Raw genomic sequence first — 10,179 nt, forward strand, 5'->3', positions numbered from 1 at the left:
TTTTTTTAAATTCTATATAATGTGAAGGTTGTAGTAATAAATTATGTTTTTAGGAATGTATAATTATACTGTTTATTTAACTTATTTAAATTTGTTAAGTGGATTTATGGGTATTATATGCGCTGTTCAAAACAAAATTATTTTGGCTTGTGTTTTGTTATTATTATCTGGCATTTTAGATGTTTTAGATGGAATTGTTAGTCGTTGTAAAAAAGTTCGTTCTCTTAAGGAAAAAAGATATGGTATTCAAATAGATTCTTTATCTGATTTAATTAGTTTTGGTATATTACCAATTTTTATAGGTATATCTTTTTATAAAAAAATTTTTTATAAAGATTTAGATTTTAAAAATTATTATGATATTTTATTTATATTAATTAGTTTTTTATATCTTTTAGCATCTTTAATTCGTTTAGCTTATTTTAATGTTTTAAGCGAAAGTTCTAAAAAAAAAGCAAATATTAACAAATTTATTGGTGTTCCTGTAACTATTGCATCTATTATTTTCCCTTTATTAGTTTTATTATTTTATTTTAATCCTTTGCAAATATTAAATTGGAATAAAATTTTTTTTGGTATATATGTATTTTGTTTGGTGTTATTATCTTTTTTATTTATTAATGATAAACTGGAATTTAATAAACCTGACATTTTAGGAGTATTATTGATTTTATGTTTATTATTTATTATTATGTTTATTTTTTTATTAATAAACAAAAATATTTTTTTTCATATGAGTAAATTGTGAATAAACGTTTTAAATCAAACAATTTGCATAATAATGTAACAAGTAGCTGGTTACAAAAATCTTTATATCAGGATATACAAAAAAAATGGTGGAAACGTTTTTTATTGAGAATCTTTATTTCTCGTATTTTTAGTAAAATAATTAGTTTTTATTTAAAATCTATTTTTTCACGTTTTCATGTTAAAAAAATTATTGTTAAAAATCATATTGATACTAGTTTATTTCATCCGAGTTCATTTAAATCTTATAATGATTTTTTTGTGCGAACTTACAAGAAGATTAATTTTGATAATTCTGTTTCTGCTTTTATTAGTCCCGGGGAAGGTCAAATGTGTATTTTTAATATTAATGCAAATAGTATCTTTAATATTAAGAACACTCCTTATCATTTGCGCGATCTTTTAAAAAATGATTATTTAGCTGAAAAATATCTGAATGGTTTTTTAGTAATGTTAAGATTACAAGTTTTTGATTATCATCGATATATTTTTGTGGATGAAGGTGTTCAATCTAAAAATAATGTTAAAATTCAAGGTCGATTACATACTGTTAATCCTATTGCTTTTAAATATTTTAATGTTTTTTCTGAAAATAGTCGCGAATATACTATTTTAAAAACTTTAAATTTTGGGGAAATCATACAGATAGAAATTGGAGCTTTATTAGTAGGAAAAATTAATAATCATTCAATTATTAGTTTTAAAAAAGGGCAGGAAAAAGGTTTTTTTTCGTTTGGAGGTTCTGTTATTGTGTTAGTAATTGAACCTAATAAAATTAAGTTTAATCAGTTAATTTTAAATAATTCTCTAATCGGAATAGAAACTAAAGTTAATATAGGTGAAACTATAGGTTTTAAATTGAAACAATAAATTAATCGCAAAGATGATTGGAATTAAAAAAAATATAATGAATGGATAATTGTTTTATCAATGCAAAAAAAAACTAAAATTATTTTTATTACAGGTGGAGTAGTTTCTGGATTAGGAAAAGGTTTGTTAGCATCTTCTCTGGGATATTTATTAAAACAACGAAATTTAAAAATTTTTATGCAAAAACTTGATCCATATATTAATGTAGATTCAGGAACTATGAGTCCGCAACAACATGGCGAAGTTTTTGTGACCAATGATGGAGCTGAAACTGATTTAGATTTGGGTCATTATGAAAGATATTTAGATATTAATCTTACTAAAGATTCGAGTATTACGACAGGTCAAATTTATCAATACGTTATTCAACAAGAACGTCAAGGAAATTATTTAGGAAAAACGATTCAAGTTATTCCTCATATTACAGATGAAATTAAATCTCGCATATTAAAAAATGTTTATTCTGGGGAATATGATATTTTAATTGTGGAAATAGGCGGGACTATCGGCGATATAGAGTCATTACCTTTTATAGAAGCAATTCGTCAAGTGCGACAAGATTTGGGTTTCGAAAATGTTTTATATATACATAATACTTTAATACCTTTTTTAAAATTTTCAGGAGAACCTAAAACTAAACCCACACAACATAGTGTGAAGGAGTTGAGATCTTTAGGTATTCAACCTCAAATTTTAATTTTAAGAAGTGAAAGCGATATTTCGGTAGAAATAAAAGAAAAAATTTCGATTTTATGTGATGTTAAAAAGGAGGCTATTTTTTCTAATGTTAATGTTTCGATCGTGGAAACTATTGTTCTTAATTTGTATGCTCAACAAATTGATAATTTCATTTTGAAATTTTTTAATTTAGAATATTTACCAGTAGCTAATTTATCAGAATGGCAACAAATGATTCAACAAATGAAAATTTTAAAAAAAGTTGTTAAGATTGGTATAGTCGGTAAATATACTGCATTTCACGATGCTTATTTATCTGTAGTAGAAGCTCTTAAACATGCAGCTTATTTTAATAAAGTAGGCATTGACATTCAATTTATTTATTCTGAAGATATTAATAGTGATAATGTACACAACTTTTTATGTGATTGTGATGGTATTTTGGTTCCTGGTGGCTTTGGTGGTCGAGCTATTGAGGGTAAATTACAAGCTATTCGCTATGCTCGTTGTAAAAATATCCCTTTTTTTGGAATTTGTTTAGGTATGCAATTAGCTGTGGTGGAATACGCTAATAATGTTTTAAATTTATTCGGAGCAAATTCGACGGAGATAGATGAAAACACTCCTTATCCGGTAATTAAGTGCAAAATTACTGATACTGATATGGGGGGAACTTTAAGATTAGGTTTAAAAAAGACTAAAATTATAACGTCGAGCAAAAGTTATGCGATTTATCGAAAATCCGTAATTTCTGAAAGATATCGTCAACGTTACGAAATGAATTCTGAATATATTTCCATGTTTACGCGAGATAAAAATTTTATAATTTCTGGTTTAAATTTGCAAGAATCAATTGTAGAAATAATAGAATTGGTTGATCATATTTGGTTTATAGGAGTTCAATTTCATCCAGAATTTTTATCTCGCCCATTTAACCCGCATCCTTTGTTTAAAGATTTTATTTTAACTGCGGCAATTTATCGTCAAAAGAATAAAAAAAAGTGTTCATAAACGAACACTTTTTTATTTTTTATTAAAGTCAAAAGAATAAAAAAAAGTGTTCATAAACGAACACTTTTTTATTTTTTATTAAAATTTTAAATGGATTTTATTATGATAATTTTAAATCTGATTTAACTAGACCTAATAAATCATTAATGTCACTAGTTTTTACCATTTTAGGAACAAAATCTTTTACTCTGTCATCTATCCAATTACTAGCATTGTCATTAACAAATTTTAATGCTTCATCAGCTTTTGTTTTTAAATTGTTTGCTGCGGTTATTGTTGAATCAGAAATTTTTTTATCTTTAATATCTGCTTTGTTATTTTCTGCCAATGCATCTACTATTTTTTTCATAGCATCAACTACTTTTTGTGATTCTTGTTTAGCATCATCTAAAGAAAGTTGGTCTTTTGTTGATTTGCCTGTGAAATCTTTAATTTCGACTTTTAAATTATCAATATCTTTAGCTGTTAATGTTTTTATTGTAAAAGGTGCCCAATGCAATAATTTCGCTGTTATGAAATAAACAACTAAAGCTATACCTGCAGATGCTAAAACACCAACTGTAATTTTGCCGTTTTTAGTTTGTAAAAAATTTTCTTTGTGATTCATAAAGAAACTTTTTCTTCTCCTCTATTTATTATATAATTTTATTAAATCTTTTGTTTTATAAAAAGATTCAATATCGCCTTCAATTATAACATATTTTTAGTCTTAGATAAGGTAAAATAATAAATTATTGTAAAATAATAAATTATTTTATTTTATTTTATCAAAAATTTTATGTAGATTTTTTTCTATATTTTTATCTTGCGATATATTTTGCTGATTTTGATAATTTAGCAAATTATTGATGTAAAAAATAGATTTTTTTTTGTTAGCATTAGCTTGTTTAATGGCTTGTATAATTTTTTCTTGTGGATAATTAAATTCAAGATACCATTTTTTAATTATTTCTAATTCTTGGCTATTCAAAACATCTCCTTTAATTTTTTCAATATTAGATATAGTATGACTAATATCTGAAATATTTTTATGTTTTAAATTATTTAATTTTGGTTGTTTATATAATTTTTCGATTTGATTAAAAGTTTCGCCTAAGTTAAACATTTCTTGAACTTGATTATTAATTTCTTTTTGATATAAATACAAAAAGTTTTTTTTTATTAAATTACCTAAAATATTATTTATTTCTGTTAAGGATAAATTAGTGTTTTTTGTTATTTTTTCTGTTGATAGAATAGGTTGTTGATATTGTTTAAATAGTAATAATAGCATTTTTACTTCTTTAATTGATAAATTAAGTTTTAGATATTTATGAATTAAAATTTTTTCTATATCTAAATATCCTTCTTCATATATTTCTTTTAACATTATTTTAGTTTACTTTCTTGCGATAATTTTTCTAAAGCTATTTTAGCTGCTTGTTGCTCGGCGGATTTTTTTGTTTTACCTTCGCCTTTACCTAATAATTGTTCGGATAAATATACTTCAGCAATAAACTCTTTTTCATGTGCTAATCCTGTTTCAGCAACAATTTTATATTTAATGTGTTGATGACGTGTTTGCACTAATTCTTGTAGTTGCGTTTTAAAGTCAATAATTCCTATAATTTTAGATAAACAAGGAACTACTATATAATGAAAAGTTTTTTTTACTTGCAAATAACCTAAATCTAAATATATAGCTGCGAATAAAGCTTCAAAAGCATCAGCAATAATAGAATAGTTATATATACCTCTTTTACGTTCACCTTTTCCTAATAAAATATATTGTTTTAGATTTATTTCGGCTGAATAAATTAAAAGAGATGCTACACAAACAGCTTGAGCTCTTTTTTTAGTCATTATACCTTCATTATCTTGGTTTTTTCTATAAAGATAATTAGCCATGAGAAAATTAATAATAGAGTCCCCGAGAAATTCTAATCTTTCATTATTGTGATGTTTTAAATTATGTTCATTAGCATATGAACTATGTGTTAAAGCGTTAATATATAAATTAATATTTTTAGGCTTTATATTTAATCTTTTAAATAAACTTTGAAGATACATGATAATCCTTGTATTTATTGAAAATTTTCAATTATTTTTTTTAAAAAATTTTTTTTGATTAAATCAATTGTTTGATTAATAGTGTGATAGAAAGAATAGCTTGTAGAATTACCAGGAGCTTTAATAATAATTCTTGTTAATCCTAGTAATATAGCTCCTCCTGTTTTATCTGTATTAAATTTTTTAAAATGGTTTTTTATAGTTTTATAAAAAAATATTTTACTAATTATTTTTGTATAAAAATTATTAGTTAGCATTTTTTTTAAATTATTTTTATACATTTCTGCAGTGCCCTTGTATGTTTTTAATATCATATTAGCTGTAAAACCGTCACTTAATAAAATATCAGCTTCTGTATTAAAAAAATTATTTGGTTCTTCGTTCCCTTGGAAATTAATTTTTGGATTATTACTTAATAATTTAAAAATATTAACATCCATTTTTCGACCTTTGTTTGGTTCTATACCTATATTTAAAAGTTTAATTTTAGGTTCGGGTATATTTAATAATATTTGAGCCAAATAATTAGCGCATATAGCAAAATCTAGAATATTTTCTTCTTTTATTTCCGCATTAGCACCTGCATCTGTTAAAATTCGAGTGCGATTATCAATAGATTTAAACATAAGTGCTAATGATATTCTTTTTATTCCAGGTAAAGTGCCTATAATAAGATAACTAGCTAAAACTAATGCTTGTGTTGGTCCAGCCGTTATAAAACCATCTATTGATGATAGTTGATTAACATCTCTAAGAGCTACAAACATAGAATAGGGAGTATTATCTCTTATAGCTTCTCTGATATTTTGAGCATTCATGGACAAATATAGAGGTGTATTTATAATTTTTAATCTTGTTTTAATAACATTTAAAATATTTTTTGTAGTTGTTTCTTTTAAATAATCTTCTATTTTTTTTTGATCACCATATAAATTAATATTCAAATCTTTATTTGAAATTAAAGCTTTTATTGTTCCTTGAATTACTATGTTAGGAGCGAAATCTCCACCCATAGCATCTATGGCTAATGTAATCATATAAAATCCTTATATTGAAATTTTTAATTTTTTTAAAAAAATAGCATCATTTTTTAATTAAAAAGTCTATTTTTAAAATTTTTATAACTTTTTATATTTTTATTCATTAAATTAATTAAAAAAATGCATTTTTTATTTTTATAGTTTTTAATTTTAAATTTTTAAGTTATTTTTGATAATTGAAATACATTATTTGTTTTAAAAATATAATTTTTATTTATAATTTTAATTTTTCTATTTAACTAATATAATATAGAAATTTGCATTTTTTTAATTTATAAAATTTTATTTTTTATGTAGATTGTTAAAGATGATAATATTTTATAAATAAAATAATATCAACTTTTTAATTATAACATATTTTATAAGGATGATATTAGAAGTTGATTTTTCTTTTATACTCATTTAAAATTTTCCATTTATCCTTTTATTTTAAGTAAAAAAAATAAATTGATTAATTTCTTATCAGATATTTTAAAATTGAAATAAATGTATATAATTTTATTTTTTAAATTTAAAATTATATTTATATTTTTTCTTGACATTTGTAATAAGAATTAAATATAATTCTAATATGAAATTGCTATAGGTTGTAGTAATGATTTGAAAGTTAGTTTTAGTTTTTTAATTACTTTTCAAAATATTAATATCTTTTGATATTAAATCTAAAGACTATTAAATTATTTAATTTTTATTTTTTTATAAAAAAATAATATTTTTTTAATTAAATTAAGTAATATTTATTTTAGATTATTGTATTTTATAATAAAAAATGCAATTTTATTATAAAAAAATTTTGAGTTGAAAAATTATAATTCGATTATAATTCAGAGAGAAGGTGAAAATTTTAACTAATTAAAAAATTCGCTAATTTAAAAACATATATGCATATATGTTGTTGTAATATAATACATAAAGTGTTGACTATATTTTAAATAATTGCCATATATTCCGATTTAAATTTTTTTAAAAATTGGCTTTTATTTTATAATTTATTCGTTATTATATTAGACAAAATGATTAAAATTTTTTTATTTTTATTAATATAATCATTTAAATAAGTTAGAAATATTTAGAAATTATTACATTAATTGAGGATAAATTCTTTTATTTTTTTATTAGTAATAAAAGAATTTGTTTTTTATAATTATTCTACTATTTTTAATATATTAATTATCTCAAATGTGAGATTTATATTTCTATTATTAATGAGATCTATAAAAATGATTTAAATACAAAAAAATTTGGGATTACATGATTTGGAGATAATAATTAACCTAAACCGCAAATTTGATTAAAAAATTATTTTATATAAAAATAGTTTCAACACCATATATATTATTTTAAAATAATTTGTAAGTTGCATGAATTATAAGCTTATTTGCATTTTGTTTTTTAAAATGAAATTTGTAATTAATATTATTATTTTTATAATTGCATTTTTAATTATTAATAATTATTTTTTTAAATATTAAAAAACACAAATCTAATAAATTTTTATATACAAACTGTTATTAGTTGAAAATTAAAAAAATTTAGATCTTTTTATACTTAAAATTAAAAGATAAAAAGATATGATAACGTGATAAAATAAATTAGTAATAATTTGTTTAAACTAATGATAGTTAGGATATTAAGAGTTGGAATACTGAAATTTTTTTTGTCTGTAAATTCTATTTTTAGTGTGAAAATTGCATTTACAAAGATAAATTTGATCACTATTCCTTTATTTTAAATCTATTATGATATGATTAGTTTAAATTTTTAATTAAAATAAAATTTTTATTTTAATATATTATATTAAAGAATTTATCGAAAGAGATATGTTATTTTTTATGCTTAAAAATAAAACTATTAAGAATATTTATGAAAAGTATTCATTTTACTTAAAAAAAAAAATTTCTATTAATGGTTGGAGGGCGCCAAAGAGGCCTAAATTTCGAGCTATTTAACCAATAGCCAGGGCAGTTAAACCCTGAAAGGATATGGTCGGTCGGACAAACGAAAGAATGTCGGATTAGAGCAGACCATAAAAGCGGGTTGAGACGAAAGCAAATTAGTCGAGACGATTCCGCCACCGAATAATTCTATGGAGAAGCCTGCAATGGCCTAAGAAGGAAAATTGATGTAATATTAAGACCTGTTCCGGAAGTTGCTTAAACGGACAGTCCAGAGGCTATCGATATATATCCAACGTATGGGATAGTTTAACAAATAAAGAAACCTGGAATCAGCCTCTACAAAGAGGATACTTCCCCTAAAGAATTAAGGTAGAAATTTAGTGTAACTTGGAGAATCCTAAAACTAAGTAATTAAGTTTACTAATCCAGGGATGAAAGTCTGGATGGTTAAGGATAAAGAATCTTCTTAGTAGTCGTAATAGTAAACCTAAATTTGGAATAGTTTAGTGAATCGTCTTACCAAGAAGAGAGCTAATTACTCTCATAGGGCGAAAGAAGAAAGTAATTTACTACTTATTCAATGGTATCGAGAGAAAGGAGTTGATATATTATGTCAACAACGGTTTCATCAGAAACTAAACTTTTGCGAACATTGGATAAAATTCAATATTGTTCATCAAACGGCTACTCTTTAAAAAGGGAACTTCAGCAAGGAATGAATAACTTTTATAACACATTAATGGCGTTCAACAAAATTGCCACCAACAAAGGGGCGGGCACACCCGGAATCGACAACAAAACCATCGATGGAATCAATCTAGGAAGATTAGAAAGATACCATCTGGAATACGTCAATAACGGTTACCACCCAAAACCAGTTAAAAGAATCTTCATTCCTAAAGATGATAAAAAAACCCGACCCTTAGGCATACCTACCATCAAGGATAGATTGATGCAAAAATGCCTGGAACAACTCTTAACTCCTTATTTTGAGAATATCTTTTCAGAATGGAGTTTTGGATTCAGAACCAAAAAATCATGTCATGATGCTATCAAACGTGTCAAACAAAGATTTAAAGGGATAGATTATTTTGTCAAAATTGACTTAAAAGGCTACTTTGATACCATTAATCATGAGATTCTGATGAGAACCTTAAACCGGTTCATTAAAAAGAATAAAACGCTCGTAACCATTAACAAATGGCTGAAAGCCGGATTCATGAAGGATGGCATCAAGTACGAATCTTTATCGGGATCTCCTCAAGGAGGAATAATTTCTCCTCTGTTGGCAAATGTATACTTACATTACATCGACTTGAAAATGGAGAGACTGATTAAAGAAGGAAAACCAATTAAGAAGAGTAACCTAAAATATTGGAAGGCATGGAAAACACGCCAACACCATAAACTGGGGATTGATAGATACATCAACCTAAATCCAAAACCAAGAGTTGAATACATCCGCTATGCTGATGATTTTATCATCGGCATTAAGGGTGAGTATAACCAGGCAGAGAAAATCAAAGACCAAGTAACGCAATGGCTAAAACAGGACCTTAACCTCACTGTTAGTAAGGATAAATCCAAAATTGTTAAAGCCAGTAAAGGGACGAGGTTTCTATCCTACATGATAAAAGTTAACCCTACCAATAAAACCCGGGAAAGGAAAACTATCAAGAATTCCTTGAACGGTCAAGTTCAAATCCAAATCCCCAAGGCGAAAGCCGAAGAATATGGATATGAATATAATTGGTTAAAAAGGGGAAAGGTGAAACACGACGAAACACTAGCAGAAAGAGACGAATTAGAAATAATCCGGACCTATAAGAAAATTGTTAGAGGAATTATCCAATACTTTTGTTGGGCTAACAATCTAAGTGTTTTGA

General features: G+C 24.5%; 8 protein-coding genes. 4 read left to right on the forward strand and 4 right to left on the reverse strand.

Annotation, left to right across the window (positions count from 1 at the left end; genetic code table 11):
• The first annotated feature begins 43 nt into the window (after nt 1-43).
• From KHD59_RS01385 to KHD59_RS01395, 3 genes are read left to right on the forward strand one after another with little or no spacing between them, the layout of a single operon-like run.
• Nucleotides 44-748, forward strand: a complete 705-nt coding sequence (locus tag KHD59_RS01385; protein WP_213680399.1) for a CDP-alcohol phosphatidyltransferase family protein — start codon at nt 44-46, stop codon at nt 746-748.
• The gene (locus KHD59_RS01390) at nt 745-1,617 is read left to right on the forward strand and encodes a phosphatidylserine decarboxylase (protein WP_193622159.1); all 873 of its coding nucleotides are present in this window, start codon (nt 745-747) and stop codon (nt 1,615-1,617) included. Before KHD59_RS01385 ends, KHD59_RS01390 begins: the two co-directional genes overlap by 4 nt.
• A 60-nt stretch (nt 1,618-1,677) precedes the next feature.
• Nucleotides 1,678-3,306 carry a CTP synthase gene (locus tag KHD59_RS01395; protein ID WP_213680400.1) on the forward strand — a complete coding sequence of 543 codons (1,629 nt, stop codon included), beginning with the start codon at nt 1,678-1,680 and terminating at the stop codon, nt 3,304-3,306.
• Between the two features lie 100 nt (nt 3,307-3,406).
• On the opposite strand, the gene KHD59_RS01400 is transcribed toward KHD59_RS01395, so the two are convergent.
• From KHD59_RS01400 to KHD59_RS01415, 4 genes are all read right to left on the reverse strand, one after another.
• Nucleotides 3,407-3,913, reverse strand: a complete 507-nt coding sequence (locus tag KHD59_RS01400) for a hypothetical protein (RefSeq protein WP_213680401.1) — start codon at nt 3,911-3,913, stop codon at nt 3,407-3,409.
• Nucleotides 3,914-4,060: 147 nt separating this feature from the next.
• Entirely contained in the window at nt 4,061-4,675 is a 615-nt protein-coding gene (locus tag KHD59_RS01405) for a DnaD domain protein (RefSeq protein WP_004995116.1), read from the reverse strand.
• Nucleotides 4,675-5,355 carry a ribonuclease III gene (rnc, locus tag KHD59_RS01410; RefSeq protein ID WP_004995113.1) on the reverse strand — a complete coding sequence of 227 codons (681 nt, stop codon included), beginning with the start codon at nt 5,353-5,355 and terminating at the stop codon, nt 4,675-4,677. Before rnc ends, KHD59_RS01405 begins: the two co-directional genes overlap by 1 nt.
• A gap of 14 nt (nt 5,356-5,369) precedes the next feature.
• A complete protein-coding gene (locus KHD59_RS01415) occupies nt 5,370-6,392 on the reverse strand; it encodes a phosphate acyltransferase (protein ID WP_213680402.1) in 1,023 nt (340 codons plus the stop codon).
• 2,511 nt (nt 6,393-8,903) lie between these two features.
• Here KHD59_RS01415 and ltrA point away from each other — a divergent pair.
• The coding region (gene ltrA / locus KHD59_RS01420) for a group II intron reverse transcriptase/maturase (RefSeq protein WP_238120276.1) at nt 8,904-10,179 on the forward strand (1,276 nt) is incomplete at its 3' end.

Origin of the sequence: Sesame phyllody phytoplasma (assembly GCF_018390775.2) — a bacterium.
In the GTDB taxonomy this organism is placed as follows: domain Bacteria; phylum Bacillota_I; class Bacilli_A; order Acholeplasmatales; family Acholeplasmataceae; genus Phytoplasma; species Phytoplasma australasiaticum.